This window comes from Priestia sp. ST2, from assembly GCF_055810735.1.
Genome location: NZ_JBVVNT010000009.1, coordinates 38,545 through 59,022, shown reverse-complemented (window position 1 = coordinate 59,022; position 20,478 = coordinate 38,545). Strand labels below are relative to the sequence as shown.

The following is a 20,478-nucleotide window of genomic DNA, read 5'->3' as shown; positions in this document are numbered from 1 at the left end:
TTTTATGAAGAAGGAATATGGGTAGGAATCTCTCCATCGATGCCTAAATAATAATGTCTAAGGGGCTTTAAATTATCATCAAGCTCATAAACAAGCGGCACGCTTGTAGGAATATTCAAGTTCGCAATGCCATCAGGCGAAATGTTATCCAAGTACTGCATTAGAGCCCTAATCGTATTACCGTGAGCGGAAATAATAACCTTTTTTCCAGCTTTAATAGAAGGAGCAATAGTTTCGTCCCAGTATTCTAGAACCCGCTTTTCTGTATCGGCTAAGTTTTCCGTTACAGGAAATTGTCCCTTAGCTAATTCCTTATACTTAGGGTTAGAAGCTTCATAACGAATATCTGTTGTCTCTAAAGCAGGAGGGCGTTCGTTCATCGACCTTCTCCACAAATGCACTTGCTCTTCTCCAAATTTTTTTGCGGTTTCTTCTTTGTTCAAACCTTGAAGAGCCCCGTAGTGCCGTTCATTCAGCCTCCAAGATTTATATACGGGAATCCACATGAAGTCCATTTGATGTAAGACAATCCATAGAGTGCGAATGGATCGTTTTAAAACAGAAGTATAGGCAATATCAAAAGTATATTCGTTTTTCTTTAGTACTTTTCCAGCTTCTCGCGCTTCTTGCAATCCATTTTTAGAAAGATCTACATCCGTCCAGCCTGTAAATTTATTTTCAAGATTCCACACGCTTTGTCCGTGCCGAATCAACACAAGTTTTATCATCGTGTTCTCCTTTCAACAGTGACTAAGGACTCTATTCTTTTTATTATGAGAAGGAAAGAGTTTTTTATCCTAAAGCCGGGGAAAGGAGTTTTTATCATTTAGAAAAAGTGATGCCGAAAAGTAAAGCTTTAACTTTTTTACGCATATGATAAAAATAAAAAAGGGAAGGGAAGATAGTGGATGAGTGACCAAGAACGTCAGATTCAAGCGCTGCACGGCCAGATTGAAGATTTAAAAGAAGAAATGTATCAGATGAAGCTTGATATTAGCACATTAGAGAAAGAAAAAGGAAAGCCTGTTTTGACACCGGCTCTCGTTGGTCAAATAGGAGGTTTTGTTCTAGGTGGATTAGCTATAATCGGTATTTTCTGGATGTAGAACTTCTCGTTTTGAAAACGAAAAGTTCTCCTGATTTTTCAATAAGCAATCCCAACGCGGCATTTGGAAAATTTTTGAGCCCATATCTCATGGTAGGTAAAGTGAGCGGTATCTCCCGTTGAGATTTTAACGGCATCAGCTGGTAAAATATCTTTTTCCACTCGATACGTGCCTGTTATTTCACCCTCAGGCAAGTATGTTGGGCATATAACCGTCCAGTTTAGATCACTTTCCTTCAAGTGTAAGTATCCTTTTAAATGATCTTCTGCTGCTCTGGTCGTTTTACGCTTTGATTCATTTGATTGAAAACGATACTTTTCTGGTTCTGTTCGTGATTGTAAGATGCCTGCAGTTCCAATGGTAAGAATACGATGAACGCCGTAATACTTCATGCTGTTTATAATAAGCGGCATACTTTTTGAAATTGTCTCTGCACCATCTGTATTTAACGCGCTGACTACGATATCTTGGTGCTTGAGGGCAAAGTTGATATTTTCTTGATGAAGTACATCGCCTTGTAAGATATGTAGGTTTGGATGGCTAACCTGTAGCTTATTGCGGTCTCTAACAAGTACAGTAACGTCGTTTTCATCTTTTAGCATCATTTTTAATAAAGACTGTCCAACTCGCCCTGTAGAGCCTAATAGTAAAATTTTCATTGGCTACACCCCTCTATAAAAGATAGCATCTATTCTTTAGGATATACAATCTGTATACTTATTCATAATAAAAAGCATGCGTAGCATAAAGTAATACAAAGTTGATGAATGAAATATTCAACAACAAAAAAATTTGATATGATAAAAAGACAGAAAAATCAAAAAAATAGGAGAGTGAATGTCTTTTGGGAGACTTGCCTCTGAATCAAATGATGATACTAGTCGTTTTGCTTATGTTATCAGCTTTCTTTTCATCTGCTGAGACAGCCTTTTCAAGCGTAAATAAAATTCGTTTAAAACATTACGCTGAGAAAAAATATCGGGGAAGTAAAAAAGCGCTGCATATTGCTGAACACTTTGAGCAGACGCTATCGACAATTTTAGTAGGAAATGTTGTCGTAAACATTGCTGCGTCCTCTTTGGCAGCTAAAATTGCCCTCGATATGTTTAAAGGAAACCTAGCACTTGTGATTAGTATCATCGTTATGACCATCATCATTTTGATTTTTGGTGAAGTCTTGCCAAAATCGTTAGCTAAAGAGCATGCCGAATCTTTTGCGCTGATGATTTCTTCCTTGTTATTTATTATTATTAAATTGTTAACCCCGATTTCCTTCTTATTTTTACAGGTAAAAAAAGGAACTTCTCACTTGTTAACGTCTGCTCCTACACCAACGATTACAGAAGATGAAATTAAAGTGATGGTAGATTTAAGCGAAGAAGAAGGAACGATTAATAATATTGAAAAAGAGCTAGTTCATCGTTCACTCAATTTTAATGACATTGTGGTGGGGCAAATTTTAAAACCTAGAATAGATGTCACAGCAGTTGACGTAAATGCCGATATTGATTCGGTTTGTCAAATGTTTCTTGAAGAGAGATATTCGAGAGTGCCTGTATATGAAGATCATATTGATAATATTATTGGCATTTTATCAGAAAGAGAATTTTTAACCTGTTTAATCCAAAGAAAAAAAATTTCTATTCGTGATTTGTTGAGACAACCTATTTTTGTAGTAGAATCCATGAAAATATCTATTCTATTGCCAGAGCTCCAAAAAAGTAAGGTGCACATGGCAATTGTAGTTGATGAGTTTGGTGGAACGGCCGGACTTGTGACCTTAGAGGATATATTAGAAGAAATTGTAGGAGAGATTTGGGATGAACATGATGAAGCTGTTAAGTATGTACACCAGATAGGGGAAAAGGAGTACGAATTTAACGCCGACATCCCTATTGATGAATTTTTAACCTATATAGCGGTTAGTTCTCCTGACAGTACGTGCCATACCTTAGGGGGATGGATATATGAGCAGTTTGATCATATCCCTGCTAAAGGAGACTTTTTCTCATATGAAGAGATATTGTTTACCATTAAGGAAGTAGAAAATCGACGTATTCGCAAAGTTTCCGTAAAATCATTTGGGAATAAGAATGAGGAAGCTGATTAAAAGAAACTAGAAAGCGCTCCAAGAAATCTTGGAGCGCTAAAGCCATAATATAAAATTAGTTAATATTAGTACTTTCCGCCTAGGTTTTGCTCAGCTAATTGTACTAAACGTTTTGTGATTTCGCCACCAACAGATCCGTTCGCACGAGCTGTTGCATCTGGTCCTAAGTTTACACCAAACTCACTAGCGATTTCGAACTTCATTTGATCGATAGCAGCTTGAGCACCAGGCGCTACTAACTTGTTTGATGAATTTCTGTTTGATGCGTTTTGATAATTTGCCATGTGTATTCATCTCCTCGTTAGATAAAATAGATTGTAATGGTTGAGTTAGCTGGAGTTGAACCAGCCGAGCAGATGCATCGATTAGATCTGCTTGCCTACCGCGGCGTAACTCAATGCTTGCGAGCTGTTGTGCTCGGTTGTTACTAGTATTATGGCGAAAGGGAAAAAAACATATACATAGAAAATTATTGGTAATTTATAGAATTTTTTGTGTAGAGTTTGATAAAGAGTAAGAGAGTTTTATTCCGTGCATATTATAGGTACATATTGATCAGGTAAAGCGAGGTGTGCGGATGTCGATTTGTTCCTTATGTAATGGGTTTAGTGATGTACAAATGACGTGCAAAACATGTGGAGGAGTGCTGGGGGATATGGGAAAAGTCAGCGATTATTTTGATGATTACAGTGCTTACATGGAAATCGATCAGTTAAAAGTAGAAAATGGGTATCCTAGTGATTTAGCAAATCACCAATGTATTCATCTCTTTTACTGTTCTACTTGTCACAGTGAAGAATTGAAGCAAATACAGGAATAAAAAAAGACCCCTGGGGGTCTTTTTTATTCGTGTTCAGCACGGATGCGCTGTTCAGATTCTGCATCAAAGAAATGCGCTTTGTTCATATCTAATGCTAAGTCTAGAGACTGAAGCGGTTTAATATCTGTTCTTGAATCTACGCGTGCTACAAAATCTTGTCCGCCAAGTTTAGAATAAAGCATGGTTTCAGCTCCCATTAACTCGGATACATCGACTTTGATTGTAACTTTTGTGCCAGGTGAAGATTCAATAAATACAGGCTCATCATGGAAATCTTCAGGACGGATGCCTAAAATAATTTGTTTGTTTAAATATCCTTGCTCGCGAAGTATTTTCATTTTACCTTCCGGAACTGCAAGAAGAGAATCGCCTACTTGAACCTTTCCGTCTTTTAACGTTCCGGTTAAGAAGTTCATAGCAGGAGAACCAATAAACCCGCCTACAAATACATTTTCAGGTTTTTCATATACTTCTTTTGGTGTACCAACCTGCTGGATAATCCCATCTTTCATAACAACCAGACGAGAAGCCATTGTCATTGCTTCGGTTTGGTCATGTGTTACGTAAATTGTCGTTGTACCCAAACGCTGGTGAAGCTTCGCAATTTCAGAACGCATTTGCACACGTAATTTCGCGTCTAAGTTTGATAAAGGTTCGTCCATTAAGAAGACCTTAGCATCACGAACGATTGCACGACCTAGGGCTACACGCTGACGCTGTCCGCCGGATAATGCTTTTGGCTTGCGCTCTAAGTATTGCTCAAGTCCTAAAATACGAGCGGCATCTTTTACGCGGCGTTCGATTTCATCTTTTGGTAATTTACGAAGTTTTAAGCCGAAAGCCATGTTGTCATATACGCTCATATGCGGATACAATGCGTAGTTTTGGAATACCATTGCAATATCGCGATCTTTTGGAGCAACATCATTTACACGCTTGCTGTCAATATAAAAATCACCTTTGGAAATTTCCTCTAGCCCTGCAACCATACGAAGCGTTGTCGATTTTCCGCAGCCTGAAGGCCCAACAAATACAATAAATTCTTTATCTTGAATGTGAAGGTTAAAATCTTTTACCGCCGTCACATCTTTATCATACATTTTATAAATATGTTCTAAACGTAATTCAGCCATTTCCATTTCCCCCTTGTATGTACTCTGTGAAACCGTTTTCTTAACTCTAGTGTAATTTTTTTAAATGAAACGGTAAATGGCAAACATGCACAAAAAAAAGAAAGAGTTTTCGTGCACTATTTACGAAAACCCTTTCATTTCATTCTCCATCTTGCGAATTTTTTAAAGCAAGAATGGCTAAGTAAGCAGACACAGCTCCTGTGAAGTGTTTGATATCAAGGTGTGTGCGATCAATAAATTTCTCAATTCTATACTGCAAGCTGTTGCGATGCATGTACAATTTCTTAGCAGCAAGAGATACGTTTAAATTACATTCTAAATAAACTTTAATCGTTTCTAAAAGATCTCCATCATCTTTTACTAAGTCAAGTAAATGTATCATATGATTTTGGATTGCCTCTGAAGACTCTTGCAGAACCAAATGGGGTAAAACGTCGGCAAAATGAATAACATGGTTTTGTTCGACTGTATGCTTAATTTGATAAAACCATTTCTTTTCACGCTCAAAAATTAATTGCGGTGAAGACGGAAAAAAGTGAATTTTTCCTTCAAAGAACTGAATCGAAGTTTCAAAATCATGACATAGCACCTCGATAGAATCTGATAAATTTTCAGTTAAGTCATTAGGATCATTAAAGGTTTCGATAACGATACCTGATTGTTTATCAATCCACAACACAGTAATGGAGGTAGAATACAAGGCGTGAAGCGCATTTTCAAACTCTATTTTTTGTTCAAACAAACGTTTAATTAAAAACTGGGTGAAGCGAAAAGAATGGTGCGTATGATGAGAGTGAATGACTTTTTCAGGTGCTTCAAATAACAGGTTTGACCAATACAATTGCTCTGGCGTTAGTAAAGAAACTTTCTCATCATAAGGGGTTAAAAAAGCAGAAAGTAACGCCTGCTCTTTTTGAGATAAAGCCGTGTGTTCAATTCCAATGAAGCCTTCATCACATGAAAACCATTTGTAACGTTCAAATTGAGAAGGGATTTTAGCCTTAATCATTTTATCCCCAAATAGTGTGTGCAGCTGTTTCATCTGTGCTCGTTCCCTTCGGTGAAAGCTTACTATTCATAAACGTGAAAAAGCATAAGCTCATGAATATAATCAATTAATTGTGTTTCATCTATTTGATTAGAAAGCGCAGTTTTCCATACAATTTGTCCATCTTTTAAATAATCAGCCTCATAATAAACCTGATTCATATAAAACGAGATGTGCCAGCCCGGCATTCGATTATTTTGATACAGCGGTTTAATCTGAAAATGTGCAACCATAAAGAAAATCTCCTTTCTCAATTAGTTATTATAAGCTTACCATGAGAAAAGGAGATGAAAAATCATTTAATCTAAAAATTTTGTTAATTTGTAAAATATGTTGCATATGTGTTTAGCACCTTGCGTTTGAATATCTGTTTCATCAAAAATCATTGGTTTTGCATTCACTTCAAACAGATAATACTGCCCTTGGGCTGACTTTGCCATATCAAGAGAAAATTCTTCAACTAGAGGGAAGGACTTTTGAAGGACTTGCCCGCACGTATTTACAAAGGACGAAAGAAAGGAAGTATCTACTTCATCTTCAAAATCTTGAAAAGGTGAAATGCTGCCGCCGTTTAACGTGTGTGTTGTAATGGATTGATAGGGACTATGTCGAATACCGACGCCGCTAATAACATATCCGCTATCTTTGTGATGCGCTAAAATACGTAAGTCATAGCGCCTGTCTTTGAATGGTTGCGTCTCAATCGCTTCTTGAATGAGATAAGCAGACCTGGGAAGGTCAATTGCTTGTAAAGAAGAAAATTCTTCTTTGCGTTTATGATCTTGGTAAATAATCGTATGCTTATGGGAAGATAATCGAAAAATTCCAGCACCTTTACTGCTGTTAATAGGCTTAAAGTAAAGGGAAGAGTGCTTTTGCAGGAGCTTAGCAATATCAATTTCTGGTGTTAAACGATAGGTTTTAGGAAGGTGAGAAGATAGTAGTTGATCCTTTGAAAATAATTGATATACTTTCCATTTTGAAAAAAAAGCGGAGTTAAAAAGTGGAATGTGCTTGCCTTTAATTTTTTGATGTAAAGATGTCAGCTTCTTAGTTTCTGATTTTCTTCCTGGATAACGATTATATATAACGTTTGGCAGCGGCAAAGTTGTTTTGATCCACTGCTTTTTTGCACTGTCAAAGCAATACCCTTCAAAGAAGTGATGAGACATTGTTTCTTCAGCGAATAAAGCAAGAAGGCCGCCTTTTTCTTGCAGGGTATGATGTAAGAGTTCCAATAAAGGGCGCTGTTTTACATTCAGTTTTTCCAAAACCGCTTTGTTCGTTAAAACTCCCACAATAGGACCGACTTTTTCTCCTTTTAAACGAAGAAAAGCTTGAGTAGAAGAAATGTTTTGAGTAAAGGGAAGTTCAATTTCTTGAACTCCCCATGTGTAAGACGCTGAAGGGTTATGATGAAACCACTGCTGCTTTTCTTTGTGATAGTAAATTGTAATCATATGCTGATGCCTTCAGGTGTATTTAGATAGTATCCAGATAAGTAAATCGCATATTCTAGAGAAAGTTTTCTAGTTTGTTGATCCGCTTTTCGTAAGGCAGGGTGTGAAAAAATAGAGCGACCGGGCTTGGAGTTAGCTTCAAACAGCCATACGTTGCCTTGATAATCCACTCCAAAATCGAATCCAAGCTCTCCAATTAATCCGTTCAACTCCTGTTCAAGCACATGACTAATTGAGATAGCGGCATCTTTTAGCTTATTTTCAATTTCTTTTTTGTAAGAAGGGTTGGTGAATATTTTAGCTGTAGCTTCAATTTCTCCGCCGTAATCAAGATGCGTAGTGATGCTGTTGGGACCCGCTACTTTAGCAGCCAGAGCAGTAAGCACCCATTGGTTATTCCCGTCTTTATTTGTATGCACGCGAAAGTCTACACAGCGCTTTTCTTTTTTGATTAATGAAATACCCTGCTGAGCAATGTAGGAAGGATTAGTAAGTAAATATTCAAATTCTGATAATAGATCCTCTAAGGTTTCTTTTTCTTGAACATGAAGACCTTTTTCTCCTTTGTAAGTCAGCGTGTACATGGAATCCTTAAAAGATAGGGTATAAATGCCCCGGCCTAAGCTTCCGTTTTTCGGTTTTAAATAAACGGTTTGATGAAGAAGCAGAAGTTTTTTTATTTGCTCACACGAAGGACTTTCAACCGTGTAAGGTAACAAATAGGCTGTCTGCTCGTTCAGTTTTAAAAGCTCATGAATTTCCCACTTGTTGAAAAAATCAGGATTAAAAAATGGAATGCCATAATCAGTCATCATCTTTTCTTTAATGAACTTAAAAGGAGCTAACCCTTCTGTTTTTCGATTTGGCAAACGATTATATACAACGTTAGGAAGCGGGATTTCATGCTGTGTCCAGCCGCTTTCTTCATAAAAATAGCCGTTTATGGTCCCGGTTTCCCAGTTGATATGATGAGTTCCAAAAATAAAAGGCAGGCCCCCTGTTATACTTGCAGTAGAAAGAAGTTTAGCTAAGTGAAGGGAACGCTTTCCAATTGGCCGCAGCAGAGAACCAGTAAAACCAGCGGATAACACACCGATTAAAGGTCCTAAGTGAATGGTCTCATTCACAATAATAGGATGCATCATATGGGCGAAAGGAATTTGAAGTTTTGTCATTAGCTCAGCTGAAATCTGAATTTCTTCACGTTCTGAAGATTGTATAAGGCATGGAGCTGTCATTGTTCCAAAAGCTGCTTGTTTCAAGGAGTCTTTGTAAAGAGATGCAGGAACAGAAAGATCACAGCCTAGCTGCTCTACTACAACAAGGCGAGTAAGAGTTTTTTTCATAGCATTACTCCTTACGATACGATAGTGTGTTAGCTAAATAGACGCAGTAAGACAGGACATTTTTATACATGACTTCTTTTTGTTCAGGTGCTGTTTCCATTACTACTTTTCTTCCCGGTTTCGAATTTAAATCTAGAATCCAGATGCTGAAGTCTCTCGAGATACATAAATCAATACCTAATTCAAAAAGAGAAGGAAAGTGATTTTCCAGCACGGACGGAATCGTTTTACAAATGGTGTTGATTTCATCCATTACATATTGACGATGAACGCGAGGGATGCGAGGCAGCAAGTTCTCAAAAGGTACAATAGATGCTCCTGAACTTACATTTGTTACGATAGAGTCCCGTTCACCTTGTCTAATGCCTCTTCCAATTTCTTTCCAAGCGCCATCGTTTCCTTTTTGTAATAGCAGTCTTATATCAAAAGGAGTGCGTTCATAAGGGAAAAATGAAATATGGGGCTGAGCAATATACAGTACATCACGGGTGGTTTTCGTAAACCAGTTCTTAAACTCTTGAAAAGAGGAAAATAGAATGGTGTTTACAATGTCATTTTGTTGATATGCAGCTTCAATTTCACGTCCGCGCTGTCTTAATTTCACAATCCCTTTACCTTGTGAGCCGTTGGCAGGTTTAATCATTAGGCTATCGTTTGTTCGAAGCAGCTGAACAAGTTGCTCTACACTTTCGATTGGAGTGGTAGGAGGAATATATGAAGATAAATAGCTATCTTTTTTAATTATTTCATAGACATCTAGCTTATTGGGTAATCCATGGCCTAAAAATGTAACATCTTCCCGCTGTTTAAGCCAGTTTACAATAGGGCGAGCCTTTTTAGACAGAGAGTCTTTTCGATAAAAGCAGCGATCGTAAATAAACGAAGGAAGTAAGAAGGAATCTTCTATCCATTTCTTTTGTTGTAAATCGTAGCGGAAGCCTTCAATATTTTCGGTGTTAGGATGAATGTTAAAAGGAGTAAAACGGTATATTTCAATCGAAAACTCAGAAGCATGTTTAGCAATTTCGGTCACGTACTCCACTTCTTGCTGTGGGTGAATCGTTAAAAAGCCTAATGAAATCATCATAAATCCTCCTTGGGAAATTGAAAATTCGTTGCATGCAGACAATAATCAAGCAGTGCTTTTGTTGATGGACGGACAGAGAAAGCGCTTGAATCAGATTGTTTGGAAGGTTTGACATTTACTTCAATAATCCAAGGCTTTCCTTCTTGATCAATCGCTAAATCAATACCGAATTCGGCATAAAGTTCAGACGGATGAGAAAGCTGCGTGCAAATTTCAATCGCAATCTCTTTTAAAAGTGAAAGGATATGGCGCGTAGTTTTTGAATCATAGAGCTGAGTTAACACTTGCTGAGGAGGATGAATATCTCCTCCACGGGCAAGATTTGAGACGAAATTGCCGGGTTTTGATACACGTGTGACAATGGACGTGATTTTCCACGTCAAGTCGTCTTTTTTATGACAGAGAATGCGGAAATCAAAAGGGCACTGTTTGTATGTCTGCAGTGAAATTCCTTCTTGGATGAGAAATCCTTGCCTTTTTAATTGACTATAAAGCGTTTCAAATAAGTCATAAAGAGATTCATATTCTTTTTCATATGTCTGCGTAAACGTTGTATAGTCTAAAATATACTTCTCTTTTTTTGAAATTTTAAAAATATTTTTTCCTTGGCTACCATGAACAGGCTTCAAAAAAACATCGTCATGAAGTTCCAAAGCGTCAAGAAGATCTTGACGTGAACGAAGCTGATACGTTTTTGGCAAATATGGAAGCAAGTGTACGACATCTTTAAGCTGTTGAAAAACCGTCCATTTATTTAAGTAGCGTGCGTTAAAGAAAGGAACGTCATGTTCTTTTAAAAATGTTTTAAAGGTTTGAAAATCAGCGGTTTGCTCCGTTTTCCTGGCATGAATCCGATTGTGTACGATTCCAGGAAAGGGAACGTCTGAATAAACCCATCGATCAGCGCGATAAACATATCCTTTAGGGGATAATGACTTCACGTCGCTTAATTTGCTCACATAGCAAAAACACCCTAACTCCTTGCAAGCTTGAACAAATTCCTTACAAAATACAGAAATGGAGCCAAAGAGTTCTTCATCTTCTCGAACTTCTGTTACGATGCTAATTACGGGTCCCAACCTAAACGTGTTCTCTTCATAAATGCCTCTCAGCTGATGTGTTTCATACGGAAAGCGAAAGTCTGTAAATAGAGCTTCTGACATCATGAAACAGCATTCTCGATGCTGAAACACGGTGGCTTCGACTTCTTTCGTGATGGAACCTACTGTTAACGTAAACTCGTGCTTGCACTTCACACGTGAGAACAGAGCAGAACTAATGTAAATGTCGCTGCTCATATGGTTCTCTAGTGGTTTTAGAGAAATGGTAAAAGTATTCATAAACGAATCCTCTTTTTCTTTCCTTTAGTAGGCGAATGCTGATATATACTATGAGGAATTAGCCCAATCTGTGAAGAGAATTTATCGTTTTCTAAGAAAATAAAGGTCTTAAGCTGAATTTTATATAATAATTTGTTATAGTTAGGGAAGTCAAGAAATTATAGAACTTAATTAGGAGGAACTTAACGTGTCTGTAAACTTACATGATGTAGCAAATGATTTAGAAAAAGCAATTCGTCAAAGCGACGATTACACAAACTTAAAAAACTTATATGCAGCAGTAAACGCTGATCAAGGTTCAAAACAATTATTTGAGCGTTTCCGTACAATGCAAATGGAGCTGCAACAAAAGCAAATGATGGGCCAAGAAATCACTGAAGAAGAAGTTCAGCAAGCTCAACAAACAGTTGCAATCGTTCAGCAAGATCAAAATATCGCGAAGCTAATGGAAGCTGAGCAACGTATGAGCATGGTAATTGGTGAATTAAACAAAATTATCATGAAGCCACTTGAAGAACTTTACGGTGCGGCTGAATAAGAGATAGAGGAAAGAGGAAAAGAGAAATCTTTTCCTCTTTTTTTTATGCGGAAATTCCTTCTAATTGTGCAGTTCTGCTCATAAGCTTAGTAACAAGGCTACACATGCCGACTATCATGAAAAGGTCATTTATAACCGTATCCTAACGGATTAGACATCTATGAAAGAAGGGGTTCTCATATGGCTTATCGATTGCTAGCGTTGAATATTGATGGAACCATTTTAAATAGCCAAGGGCGCGTTACAAAAGAAACGAAAGACGCAATTCAATTCGTTAAAAATAAAGGGGTTTACGTTACGTTAGTAACAAACAGGCATTTTCCGTCTGCTAAAAAAATTGCTCGGTCACTTAAAGTTCATCCAGCAATGCTCATTACTCATAGCGGTGCCTTTATCGGAACATCGATAGACAAACCGATACTAGATAAGAGAATTAGCGAGGAAAAAACATTTAATCTCATTCAGCTTTTTGAAAATTTTAATTGTCATGTCCGCATTTTACATGAAAGGTTTTCAATTGGAAATCGTGTAAAGCTTCCTAATAATATCGTAGCTAAAAGCGTGTTGAAAACGGGAGAACCGCTCTTTTATCCCGTGCAGTTCGTAGATTCATTAGGAGATACACTTCGTGATGAACCTGTTTCTACGCCAAAAATAGAAGTGTATTTTGCAGATCGTAGAGAAAAAGAATATGCCGAGCAAACAATCGCTAGTGCAGTTCCAGATATTGAATGGTTTTCGTATCCAAATGAAAATAGATGTTATATTACGCCAAAAGGAGCCACAAAAGCTGCCGGCGTTCGTTATGTAGCAAATCGTCTAGGGATACCAATGGAAGACGTAGTAGCAATTGGAAATTGTTATGATGATTTAGAAACGATTGAACATGCGGGAATGGGTGTGGCCATGGGCAATTCACCAACAGAATTAAAAATGCTTGCGGATTGGGTTACTCGTTCTAATAATGAAAATGGTGTAGCCTATATGGTAAAAGAACTATTTAGAAAGCAGCAGCGCCTTGGTTATCTTCATCAAATTGACAGCTTTCGTTTAAAATAAATAAAGGAAAAAAGAGGCTAGTACAAAAGCAGTTTAGCCGAAGGAAGATCCGAACGATGAATCGAGATTCTTGATAGAGAATCCAATTCGTTCGGATTTTTTTATTGGAAGAGTGAACGTAGGTTTCATATATGTACGTGCTTCTAGCTGTTGATTGGAGGGCAAGGCGAAGGTTTCTGAGCGAAAAGCGCAAGCGACGAGAAGGCTCATCGCCCGCCCGCGGAAAGCAAAGCCTTGCACCGAAATCAACAAAGTGTAACAAGCGGTTCAGCTCATGTATCTCATTTGTTCGTCTTTAGATTGAATTAATGTAGCTATGGCTCAATCTCTTTTTCCGTTTGTTTCCTGTCCGCGCATTCCCTTGAGCTGAGCACCTTGACCGGACATACGTAGGTTTTGTAAACTGATTACTTAGATAGAATTGATTTGAAAGGTGATTATATTGAACATTTATATAAAAGGTATAGAAGATGAGCGTTTTTTACGTCCGCTTCACCGAATTTCAGATTTGTTTTTTGAAGAAAGCAATGTCTCCTTTGAGGATGATAACGAAGCTCAGCTGAAAGTCGAAGTAGAGCTAAAAGTTCATGAAGAAATTTATGCGAAAGCAGTGCTGCATGATGCTGAAACGGACAAGGTGTTTACCGAAGAGCTTGCTAAATCGTTTACGCCGTATGAAACAGAAAAAGAAAAATTTAAGCAAATAAAAAATGTGGTGCTTCGCGTCTACTTATCTGTGCTACAGGAGTATACAAGCATTGTTCAAAAATGGGGTATTTTGACCGGTATTCGTCCGACGAAACTGCTTCATATGAAACTGCAGTCAGGCAAAAGTAAAGAACAAGCCCATCGTGAGCTAAAGGAAGAATATTTAATTACCGATGACAAAATTAATTTAATGCAGCATATTGTGGATCGTCAACTAGCAGCTATTCCAGATTTACATGAGTTAAAGAACGAGGTAAGCATTTATATAGGCATTCCGTTTTGTCCGACAAAGTGTGCATACTGTACATTCCCAGCCTATGCAATTAACGGACGTCAAGGATCCGTTACGTCATTTTTAGGCGGCTTGCATTATGAGATGCGTGAAGTAGGAAAATGGCTAAAAGACAATAACGTCAAGATTACAACCGTCTATTATGGTGGAGGCACACCAACGAGCATTACCGCTGAAGAAATGGACATGCTGTATGAAGAAATGTATGAATCGTTCCCGGATGTACAAAATATCCGTGAAATTACGGTAGAAGCAGGAAGACCCGATACGATTACGGAAGAAAAGCTAGCTGTTTTGAACAAATGGAATATTGACCGGATTAGTGTAAATCCGCAGTCTTATATTCAAGAAACCTTAAAAGCTATTGGACGTCATCATACAGTTGAAGAAACTATTGATAAATTTCATCTTTCTCGAAAAATGGGGATGAATAACATTAACATGGACTTAATTATTGGGCTTCCAAATGAAGGTGTAGAAGAATTTCAGCATACGCTAGACGAATCTAAAAAATTGCTTCCTGAATCTTTAACGGTTCATACGCTATCATTTAAACGCGCGTCTGAAATGACTCAAAATAAACGGAAATACAAAGTGGCAGATCGCTATGAAATTGGTAAAATGATGGATTTAGCGACTGAGTGGACTCAAGAACAAGGGTATGAACCTTATTATTTATATCGCCAAAAAAATATTTTAGGTAATTTAGAGAACGTTGGATATTCATTCCCCGGTCAAGAGAGCCTGTACAATATTATGATCATGGAAGAAAAGCAGACGATTATTGGTCTTGGATGCGGGGCATCTAGTAAGTTCGTGCATCCAGAAACAGGCATTATCACAAGGTTTGCGAATCCAAAAGACCCAAAATCGTACAACGATGGATTCGAGCACTACACACAAGAGAAACTCAAGATTTTAGATGAATTGTTTAGGAAATAAAAAGATCACTTTTTAGTGATCTTTTTTTATTTTCGGCAGGGAAATGTCGGAATCTGTTGAATATATAAAAAAGTTGTAAGCGTTTTCTTATTATGGCGATGCGAGGTGCCGCTTAATGATGAATGTACAGTTAACCGTACCATCTATGATGGAAAGAGCTGAAAAGCTGTTTAGTAAAAAAGAAGTGATTTCTAAATCTTCAAAAGGAATTCAGCGTTTAACTTATAATCAGTTAATAAAACGGACTCGGCAGCTCTCTAGTATGCTAGAACGAATTGGAGTGAAGCGAGGAGAAAGAGTCGGGACGTTTGCATGGAATCATCATAGACATCTAGAAGCTTATTTTGCCGTGCCTGGAATAGGCGCTGTTCTTCACACCATCAATATCCGGTTAGATCCTGAGCAAATTGTATACATCATTAACCATGCACGCGATAAAGTCATTTTATTTGATGAATGTTTTTTACCTTTATTTGAAAGCATTCATCAAAAGCTTCCACATGTTGAAGCCTATATCATTATGTCAGATGAAAATAAGCTGCCAGAAACAGACTTGCCAGTTTATCATTACGAAAATTGGATTAAGCAAGGGGATGCATCGCATTCTTTTGTTCAAGATTTAAACGAAGAAGAACCAGCAGGTCTTTGTTATACCTCTGCTACTACAGGAGAGCCAAAGGGCGTTGTATATTCTCATCGCGCTATTTATCTGCACTGTATGGCGCTAGGGCTTGCTGATAGTGCTGGATTATCAGAAGCTGATACCGCTATGCCTATCGTTCCAATGTTTCACGTGAACGCATGGGGAATTCCTTTTGCTGCCGTTTGGTTTGGAACAAAGCTTGTGCTGCCGGGTGCTTTTTGTACTTCAGAGACGATTGCTTTTTTGATTGAAGAAGAGAAAGTAACTCTGGCTGCAGCAGTACCTACCGTTTGGTTAAACTTTTTACAAGAGATAGAAAACAGGCCTTACGCAGTCGATAGTTTGCGAGCTATTTTATGCGGCGGATCAGCGGCCCCAAAAAGCGTTATTCGAGAATTTCAAGAAAAATATCAAATTGAATTTATGCATGCATACGGAATGACAGAAACAAGCCCTGTGGTGACCGTCTCCCGCTTAAAAAGCTATCAGTACAGCGAAGACTTTGAGTATCAGCTCAACGTAAAAGCGAAGCAAGGTTTCTTAGTTCCTGGCGTTGAAATGAAAGTAATAGGTCAAAATGGAGAAATTGCTTGGGATGGAGTGGAAATGGGTGAGCTATTACTAAAGGGCCCATGGGTAGCTTCTGAATATTACAAGGATAAAAGAACAGAAGATACGTTTAAAGACGGCTGGCTGTACACCGGAGATATTGTGACGGTTGACGAAGAGGGAACGATCAAAATCGTAGACCGAACAAAAGATTTAATTAAAAGCGGAGGAGAATGGATTTCATCGGTTGATCTAGAAAACGCGCTTATTGCCCATGAAGCTGTTTTCGAAGCCTGTGTAATAGCAGTCCCTCATAAGGTGTGGCAAGAGCGTCCAGTGGCTTGTGTCGTGTTAAAAGATGCATACAAAGGCATCGTTTCGTCAGAAGAGCTGCTCGAATTTTTAACGCCGCAGTTCGCAAAATGGTGGCTTCCAGATGACATTTTATTTATGGATGAGATCCCGAAGACAACGGTAGGAAAGTTCTTAAAACGTAGGCTTCGTGAACAAGTCCTCAATCATTATCAGAAAGGGTGAGTAAGATGACCGTCGAATTAAAAGTAGTAGAACTAGTTTTGCAAGAGCGTATCGCCACAATTTCGTTTAACAGGCCGGATGCGTTAAATGCATTAAACGAAGAAGTGCTAGAGCAGTTTATTCAATGTTTAAAAGTTGTCGAAGAAAGTGAAGCGGACTTTTTAATAGTAAAAGGAAACGGAAAAGTATTTTCAGCAGGCGGAGATATTAATATGATGATGTCACCTTCACAATCAGAACGTTTTGAGCAGGTAATGGATTTGATTAATGAAGCCGTGCTGACTTTATACAGCCTCCCTCAAATGACGATAAGTGTACTGCACGGTGCGGCAGCAGGGCTAGGGCTGAGCATCGCGCTTGCCTCTGATTATATTATTGCAGAAAGACACACAAAAATTGCGATGAACTTTATCGGTATTGCTCTAATTCCAGACGGAGGCGGTCACTTTTTACTAGAAAAGCGCATCGGTGCTCATCGTGCAAAACAGCTAATTTGGGAAGGAAAGACGTTAAAAGCAGAGGAAGCTCATCAATTTGGCATAATTGATGAAATAAAAGAAGGAGATTTGGCGAAGCATGTAGAAGATTATCTCTCATATTGGCTAAAAAAACCTTCACGTGCTTTGAAGGAAACAAAGCGAATTTATGTGGAGACATCTGTTTCACAATTAAAGCAAGTGCTTGCGCTTGAGAAAAGAAGTCAGTTTGCTATGAGCCGAAGTTCGGATCATAAGGAAGGTGTACGTGCGTTTCTGGAAAAGCGAGCGCCTGTTTTTAATCAAAGTGAAAAAGATATTTCCGAAAATTAAGTGAACTAGTTTAAAAGCCAATATTTTTGTCTATCATATTGATAGAGCATGTTTAAAAGTTGCAAAACAGTGGTAACACAAGATAATGTAGAAACTAATGAGGTGATTGGAAATGAACAAAACAGATTTAGTAAACGCAGTGGCAACAAAATCAGAGTTAACAAAAGCAGATGCATCTAAAGCAGTTGATGCATTACTAGAAACAATTTCATCAACGCTAGGTGAAGGTGAAAAAATTCAGTTAATCGGCTTCGGTACATTTGAAGTACGCGAGCGTGCTGCTCGTACAGGCCGTAACCCTCAAACGGGTGAAGAAATGCAAATTCCAGCATCAAAAGTACCGGCATTTAAAGCTGGTAAAGAACTAAAAGAAGCTGTAAAGTAATATAAAACGCCGGAAAGCTAATACTTTCCGGCGTTTTGTATTAACGATGAAACAATACAAGTTTTCCGCTAGAGCTAACGCATCGATGCGTTTTTTCTAAATAGGAAAGCTCTTCTAACTTCTTGGTGCCGACAGTCTTTGCTTCTGTATCAGAAGCTGCTTCGAAACTTTCATCTATTAATTTTTCTCCAGTCTTTTCAAAAGCGGTTAATGTGTAAGTACTCATAAAATCTACTCTCCTCTTATAGTATAATTGTAAGCGTATTCAACATATTTCTCGTCCTATTCCCTTAAATCCTGCTAAGGTTTACAGATATCATTTTTTTCCATACAATAAACATAGGTTTATTTACAAAGGAGGAATTAAATGTCTCTTTCTATCGGTGAAGTTTCAAAAAGGTACGGTGAATTTACAGCTGTAAACGAGCTATCCCTGCAAATTCCAAAAGGCGAAGTGTTTGGTTTTTTAGGTGCAAACGGTGCTGGCAAAACGACGACGTTTCGAATGATTTTAGGGCTCATTGAACCAACCTCAGGTCACATCCAATGGAATGATAAATCTTTAACTTACAGTAGAAGTCATCTAGTTGGCTACCTTCCAGAAGAAAGGGGACTGTATCCAAAATTAAAAGTCAAAGATCAGCTTGTGTACCTTGGACGGCTGCGCGGAATGAAAAAAGCGAACGTGCTGCAAGAAATGGAGCACTGGTTATCTCGATTTAATATTCCTCAATATGCTTCCAAAAAAGTAGAAGAGCTATCCAAAGGAAATCAGCAAAAAATTCAATTTATTGCCTCCGTTATTCATCGGCCCGAGCTGCTTATTTTAGACGAACCTTTTAGCGGCTTAGATCCTGTAAACGTAGAGGTATTAAAAGAAGCGGTGCTTGATTTGAAAAAGCGCGGAACGACGATTGTTTTTTCAAGTCATCGAATGGAACATGTGGAAGAACTTTGTGAATATTTATGTATTATGCATCATGGCACGCCTGTAGTGTATGGAAGGCTCCCGGAGATCAAACGTTCATTTGGAAAGAAAAACGTTATTGTACACGGAAAAGGTCCATTTGAGAGAATTACAGAGCTTGAAGGCGTTGTAAAGGTGAAAAAAACGGTTGAAGGCATGATTGTTCAAATTCAACATGAATCCGTATCACAACTCATTTTTCAAGAACTTAAACACTTTTCATTTGTATCTAAATTTGCAGTGGAAGAGCCTTCATTAAATGATATTTTCATTGAAAAGGTAGGTGCTTCCTATGAATAAATTTTGGGTCATTGTCTTTCATACATATCTTAATAAATTAAAAACAAAATCTTTTATTATTACAACGATTATTACTGCTCTTATTCTAGTTGCTCTTACAAATATGGAGAAAATTATCGACGTTTTTAATTCAGACGATAATGGAACAAATGTGGGTGTCATCTATGAAGTGGAAAGCGTATATACATTGTTCAAACAAAATGTAAATGTCATGGATAAAGACATTCATTTAAAAGAATTTACGTCTGAGTCTAAGGCAAAACAAGCGGTAAAAAACGGGGAGCTCGATAGCTATTTACTCTTATCTTTAAACGATAAGCAGCTGCCTCAAGCTGTGTACAAAGCTAATTCTTTGGCCGAATCAAATCTTTCTTCTACCTTAGAACAGGCGGTACAGCAAACAAAAGTGGCTATGGCTACAGTAAAAATCGGTTTAGAAGAAAAGCAAATTGATCAGCTTTACAGCCCTGTTTCATTTAAAAAGAAAGCGTTAGTTGAAAATGCCAAAACAGAACAAGAGCTAAATCAAGCAAGAGGTCTTGTATATGTACTGCTGTTTGTTATTTATTTTGCCGTTATCATGTATGGGAGCATGATTGCGATGGAAGTAGCTACTGAAAAATCATCCCGCGTTATGGAGATCCTTGTATCGAGCGTATCACCTATTACACAAATGTTTGCTAAAATCATTGGAATTGCACTGCTCAGCTTAACACAGCTTGCAGTGATACTGAGCGTGGGCTACACATCGTTAAAAGCCAGTGTGGAAACAAATCATAACGGTATCTTTTCTTATCTCGGATTTAATGATGTTCCGCTGACTACATTCGTGTATGCATTTGTCTTCTTCATATTGGGGTACTTCCTTTTTGCTACGCTCGCGGCTTTTTTAGGTTCTCTTGTGAGCCGTATTGAAGATGTACAGCAAATGATTACGCCTATGACCCTTGTGATTGTGGCTGCTTTTTTAATTGCTATGTTTGGACTTGGTGATCCTGAAACCACAATCATTACGGTCACATCTTTTATCCCATTTTTTGCTCCGATGATTATGTTTTTGCGTGTAGGTATGTTAAATGTTCCTGTGTGGGAAGTGAGTGTATCGATAGGGATTTTAGTTGTGACGATTACGGCTTTAGCTATATTTGGTGCCCGTGTGTATAAAGGAGGAGTCCTTATGTATGGGCAATCTACCTCTTTTAAAGATATTAAAAAGGCGCTGCAGCTAACGAAAAAAGAAACATAAAGAAGTGAGAGGCTGAGATAAAAGTAGTTTAGTTGAAGGAAGATCCGAACGAA

Annotated in this window: 22 protein-coding genes; 11 read left to right on the top strand and 11 right to left on the bottom strand. The window is 38.0% G+C overall.

Annotation, left to right across the window (positions count from 1 at the left end):
- Positions 1-2: 2 nt before the first annotated feature.
- The gene (gene gpmA, locus AC0KUU_RS26605) at positions 3-728 is read right to left on the bottom strand and encodes a 2,3-diphosphoglycerate-dependent phosphoglycerate mutase (protein WP_013081653.1); all 726 of its coding nucleotides are present in this window, start codon (positions 726-728) and stop codon (positions 3-5) included.
- Positions 729-908: 180 nt separating this feature from the next.
- Here gpmA and AC0KUU_RS26600 point away from each other — a divergent pair, with 180 nt between their 5' ends.
- Positions 909-1,106, top strand: a complete 198-nt coding sequence (locus AC0KUU_RS26600; RefSeq protein ID WP_016762958.1) for a hypothetical protein — start codon at positions 909-911, stop codon at positions 1,104-1,106.
- Between the two features lie 38 nt (positions 1,107-1,144).
- Here the strand turns inward: AC0KUU_RS26600 and AC0KUU_RS26595 are convergent, their stop codons facing one another.
- Positions 1,145-1,765 carry an NAD(P)-dependent oxidoreductase gene (locus AC0KUU_RS26595; RefSeq protein WP_013081655.1) on the bottom strand — a complete coding sequence of 207 codons (621 nt, stop codon included), beginning with the start codon at positions 1,763-1,765 and terminating at the stop codon, positions 1,145-1,147.
- A gap of 185 nt (positions 1,766-1,950) precedes the next feature.
- Here AC0KUU_RS26595 and AC0KUU_RS26590 point away from each other — a divergent pair, with 185 nt between their 5' ends.
- On the top strand, positions 1,951-3,216 hold the full coding sequence (locus tag AC0KUU_RS26590) for a hemolysin family protein (protein WP_043981703.1): 1,266 nt from the start codon (positions 1,951-1,953) through the stop codon (positions 3,214-3,216).
- A gap of 65 nt (positions 3,217-3,281) precedes the next feature.
- Here AC0KUU_RS26590 and AC0KUU_RS26585 read toward each other — a convergent pair whose 3' ends face one another.
- Positions 3,282-3,500, bottom strand: a complete 219-nt coding sequence (locus AC0KUU_RS26585; protein WP_013055290.1) for an alpha/beta-type small acid-soluble spore protein — start codon at positions 3,498-3,500, stop codon at positions 3,282-3,284.
- Between the two features lie 371 nt (positions 3,501-3,871).
- Here AC0KUU_RS26585 and AC0KUU_RS26580 point away from each other — a divergent pair, with 371 nt between their 5' ends.
- Positions 3,872-4,036: a hypothetical protein gene (locus AC0KUU_RS26580; protein ID WP_013055291.1), complete on the top strand. Its 165-nt coding sequence runs from the start codon at positions 3,872-3,874 to the stop codon at positions 4,034-4,036.
- A 23-nt stretch (positions 4,037-4,059) separates the two neighbouring features.
- On the opposite strand, the gene AC0KUU_RS26575 is transcribed toward AC0KUU_RS26580, so the two are convergent.
- The 7 genes from AC0KUU_RS26575 to AC0KUU_RS26545 form a co-directional block, all read right to left on the bottom strand.
- Entirely contained in the window at positions 4,060-5,169 is a 1,110-nt protein-coding gene (locus AC0KUU_RS26575) for an ABC transporter ATP-binding protein (RefSeq protein ID WP_025752961.1), read from the bottom strand.
- Between the two features lie 139 nt (positions 5,170-5,308).
- Complete coding sequence (locus tag AC0KUU_RS26570; RefSeq protein WP_043981704.1) at positions 5,309-6,211, bottom strand: PucR family transcriptional regulator; 903 nt, start codon at positions 6,209-6,211, stop codon at positions 5,309-5,311.
- Positions 6,212-6,240: 29 nt separating this feature from the next.
- Complete coding sequence (locus AC0KUU_RS26565) at positions 6,241-6,450, bottom strand: YheE family protein (protein ID WP_043981705.1); 210 nt, start codon at positions 6,448-6,450, stop codon at positions 6,241-6,243.
- Positions 6,451-6,516: 66 nt separating this feature from the next.
- Positions 6,517-7,677 (bottom strand): YheC/YheD family endospore coat-associated protein, encoded by a 1,161-nt coding sequence (locus AC0KUU_RS26560; protein WP_043981706.1) that lies wholly within the window; start codon positions 7,675-7,677, stop codon positions 6,517-6,519.
- Positions 7,674-9,023 (bottom strand): YheC/YheD family endospore coat-associated protein, encoded by a 1,350-nt coding sequence (locus tag AC0KUU_RS26555; RefSeq protein ID WP_013081661.1) that lies wholly within the window; start codon positions 9,021-9,023, stop codon positions 7,674-7,676. Before AC0KUU_RS26555 ends, AC0KUU_RS26560 begins: the two co-directional genes overlap by 4 nt.
- A 4-nt stretch (positions 9,024-9,027) precedes the next feature.
- Entirely contained in the window at positions 9,028-10,110 is a 1,083-nt protein-coding gene (locus AC0KUU_RS26550) for a YheC/YheD family endospore coat-associated protein (RefSeq protein ID WP_241771385.1), read from the bottom strand.
- The gene (locus tag AC0KUU_RS26545) at positions 10,107-11,450 is read right to left on the bottom strand and encodes a YheC/YheD family endospore coat-associated protein (RefSeq protein WP_043981708.1); all 1,344 of its coding nucleotides are present in this window, start codon (positions 11,448-11,450) and stop codon (positions 10,107-10,109) included. Before AC0KUU_RS26545 ends, AC0KUU_RS26550 begins: the two co-directional genes overlap by 4 nt.
- 187 nt (positions 11,451-11,637) lie before the next feature.
- Here AC0KUU_RS26545 and AC0KUU_RS26540 point away from each other — a divergent pair, with 187 nt between their 5' ends.
- The 6 genes from AC0KUU_RS26540 (at position 11,638) to AC0KUU_RS26515 (ending at position 17,912) form a co-directional block, all read left to right on the top strand.
- On the top strand, positions 11,638-11,988 hold the full coding sequence (locus tag AC0KUU_RS26540; protein WP_013055299.1) for a YlbF/YmcA family competence regulator: 351 nt from the start codon (positions 11,638-11,640) through the stop codon (positions 11,986-11,988).
- 180 nt (positions 11,989-12,168) lie between these two features.
- Complete coding sequence (locus AC0KUU_RS26535) at positions 12,169-13,047, top strand: Cof-type HAD-IIB family hydrolase (RefSeq protein ID WP_013055300.1); 879 nt, start codon at positions 12,169-12,171, stop codon at positions 13,045-13,047.
- 439 nt (positions 13,048-13,486) lie between these two features.
- The gene (locus tag AC0KUU_RS26530; RefSeq protein WP_170943847.1) at positions 13,487-14,989 is read left to right on the top strand and encodes a coproporphyrinogen III oxidase; all 1,503 of its coding nucleotides are present in this window, start codon (positions 13,487-13,489) and stop codon (positions 14,987-14,989) included.
- A 115-nt stretch (positions 14,990-15,104) separates the two neighbouring features.
- Positions 15,105-16,718, top strand: coding sequence for a long-chain fatty acid--CoA ligase (locus AC0KUU_RS26525; protein WP_043981709.1), 1,614 nt, complete (start codon positions 15,105-15,107; stop codon positions 16,716-16,718).
- Positions 16,719-16,723: 5 nt separating this feature from the next.
- Positions 16,724-17,527: an enoyl-CoA hydratase gene (locus AC0KUU_RS26520; RefSeq protein WP_098600673.1), complete on the top strand. Its 804-nt coding sequence runs from the start codon at positions 16,724-16,726 to the stop codon at positions 17,525-17,527.
- Positions 17,528-17,639: 112 nt separating this feature from the next.
- Positions 17,640-17,912, top strand: a complete 273-nt coding sequence (locus AC0KUU_RS26515) for an HU family DNA-binding protein (RefSeq protein ID WP_013055305.1) — start codon at positions 17,640-17,642, stop codon at positions 17,910-17,912.
- Between the two features lie 40 nt (positions 17,913-17,952).
- On the opposite strand, the gene AC0KUU_RS26510 is transcribed toward AC0KUU_RS26515, so the two are convergent.
- On the bottom strand, positions 17,953-18,138 hold the full coding sequence (locus tag AC0KUU_RS26510) for a YhzD family protein (protein WP_025752944.1): 186 nt from the start codon (positions 18,136-18,138) through the stop codon (positions 17,953-17,955).
- 141 nt (positions 18,139-18,279) lie between these two features.
- Here AC0KUU_RS26510 and AC0KUU_RS26505 point away from each other — a divergent pair, with 141 nt between their 5' ends.
- Together AC0KUU_RS26505 and AC0KUU_RS26500 are read left to right on the top strand one after the other, a co-directional pair.
- On the top strand, positions 18,280-19,179 hold the full coding sequence (locus AC0KUU_RS26505; protein ID WP_028410272.1) for an ABC transporter ATP-binding protein: 900 nt from the start codon (positions 18,280-18,282) through the stop codon (positions 19,177-19,179).
- Positions 19,172-20,425 (top strand): ABC transporter permease, encoded by a 1,254-nt coding sequence (locus tag AC0KUU_RS26500; protein ID WP_060745402.1) that lies wholly within the window; start codon positions 19,172-19,174, stop codon positions 20,423-20,425. The genes AC0KUU_RS26505 and AC0KUU_RS26500 overlap by 8 nt, the downstream gene beginning before the upstream one ends.
- The last annotated feature ends 53 nt before the right edge of the window (positions 20,426-20,478 follow it).

What these genes read in the sequence shown, in the direction of transcription:
- gpmA (WP_013081653.1), bottom strand. Translation starts at nt 728, where the DNA reads ATGATAAAACTTGTGTTGATTCGGCACGGACAAAGCGTGTGGAATCTT.
- AC0KUU_RS26600 (WP_016762958.1), top strand. Translation starts at nt 909, where the DNA reads ATGAGTGACCAAGAACGTCAGATTCAAGCGCTGCACGGCCAGATTGAA.
- AC0KUU_RS26595 (WP_013081655.1), bottom strand. Translation starts at nt 1,765, where the DNA reads ATGAAAATTTTACTATTAGGCTCTACAGGGCGAGTTGGACAGTCTTTA.
- AC0KUU_RS26585 (WP_013055290.1), bottom strand. Translation starts at nt 3,500, where the DNA reads ATGGCAAATTATCAAAACGCATCAAACAGAAATTCATCAAACAAGTTA.
- AC0KUU_RS26580 (WP_013055291.1), top strand. Translation starts at nt 3,872, where the DNA reads ATGGGAAAAGTCAGCGATTATTTTGATGATTACAGTGCTTACATGGAA.
- AC0KUU_RS26575 (WP_025752961.1), bottom strand. Translation starts at nt 5,169, where the DNA reads ATGGCTGAATTACGTTTAGAACATATTTATAAAATGTATGATAAAGAT.
- AC0KUU_RS26570 (WP_043981704.1), bottom strand. Translation starts at nt 6,211, where the DNA reads ATGAAACAGCTGCACACACTATTTGGGGATAAAATGATTAAGGCTAAA.
- AC0KUU_RS26565 (WP_043981705.1), bottom strand. Translation starts at nt 6,450, where the DNA reads ATGGTTGCACATTTTCAGATTAAACCGCTGTATCAAAATAATCGAATG.
- AC0KUU_RS26560 (WP_043981706.1), bottom strand. Translation starts at nt 7,677, where the DNA reads ATGATTACAATTTACTATCACAAAGAAAAGCAGCAGTGGTTTCATCAT.
- AC0KUU_RS26555 (WP_013081661.1), bottom strand. Translation starts at nt 9,023, where the DNA reads ATGAAAAAAACTCTTACTCGCCTTGTTGTAGTAGAGCAGCTAGGCTGT.
- AC0KUU_RS26550 (WP_241771385.1), bottom strand. Translation starts at nt 10,110, where the DNA reads ATGATGATTTCATTAGGCTTTTTAACGATTCACCCACAGCAAGAAGTG.
- AC0KUU_RS26545 (WP_043981708.1), bottom strand. Translation starts at nt 11,450, where the DNA reads ATGAATACTTTTACCATTTCTCTAAAACCACTAGAGAACCATATGAGC.
- AC0KUU_RS26535 (WP_013055300.1), top strand. Translation starts at nt 12,169, where the DNA reads ATGGCTTATCGATTGCTAGCGTTGAATATTGATGGAACCATTTTAAAT.
- AC0KUU_RS26525 (WP_043981709.1), top strand. Translation starts at nt 15,105, where the DNA reads ATGATGAATGTACAGTTAACCGTACCATCTATGATGGAAAGAGCTGAA.
- AC0KUU_RS26520 (WP_098600673.1), top strand. Translation starts at nt 16,724, where the DNA reads ATGACCGTCGAATTAAAAGTAGTAGAACTAGTTTTGCAAGAGCGTATC.
- AC0KUU_RS26515 (WP_013055305.1), top strand. Translation starts at nt 17,640, where the DNA reads ATGAACAAAACAGATTTAGTAAACGCAGTGGCAACAAAATCAGAGTTA.
- AC0KUU_RS26510 (WP_025752944.1), bottom strand. Translation starts at nt 18,138, where the DNA reads ATGAGTACTTACACATTAACCGCTTTTGAAAAGACTGGAGAAAAATTA.
- AC0KUU_RS26505 (WP_028410272.1), top strand. Translation starts at nt 18,280, where the DNA reads ATGTCTCTTTCTATCGGTGAAGTTTCAAAAAGGTACGGTGAATTTACA.
- AC0KUU_RS26500 (WP_060745402.1), top strand. Translation starts at nt 19,172, where the DNA reads ATGAATAAATTTTGGGTCATTGTCTTTCATACATATCTTAATAAATTA.